General features: G+C 46.8%; 1 pseudogene. It reads left to right on the top strand.

Features of this window, described 5'->3' with window-relative positions:
• Nucleotides 1–611 (top strand): annotated as a pseudogene (locus A3729_RS32420) (phosphate ABC transporter permease); the annotation flags it as partial.

Here is a 611-nt window from a genome sequence, read left to right as displayed (position 1 = left end):
CGTGTGACGGATCAGGGCAATATTATCTTCTTCAATACGCAAGACGGCAGCGTTGTCAGTAATCAGCGCCTACCCATCCCTGAAGGCGTTAGTGTCACAAGCGTCAGTGCTGCAGAGCCCGCCAGTCGCACTATTTTGGCAGGTTTGAGTAATGGCCAAATTATTATCGTTAAGCACAGCTACAAGATCACCTATCCAAACGATAAGCGCCTTATTACGCCTTATATCGAGTTTCCCTTTGGCGAAGAGCCAATGGATATGGACGAATCAGGGCACCCAATTACATTTGTCTCATTATCATTAACTGAAGACGCCATTTTGATCGTTGGCGCGAATGATCAAAGTGAACTGTTCTCAACTCGCTTCTCAAAAGAAGAAAACTTCATGACCGGTGAGGTAATGCTTGAAGCAGAGCCTGTTAGCATGCCGACATTGAATAGTGAACCAAAGTTCGTCATCGCTGAACCCGGTATGCGCTGGGTTTTTGTAGCATCGGAAAAAGACATCAACATCTTCGACCTGGCCGATAACGAACAGGCGACCATTAACGGCACCGTTCATTTGCCCGAGAACAGAGACATTATCGGCATGGAACTTTTACTTGGCGGTTC

The organism is Oleiphilus sp. HI0043 (assembly GCF_001634935.1).
The sequence above is the reverse complement of the archived record's forward strand: the minus strand, read 5'-3'. Positions and strand labels throughout refer to the sequence as shown.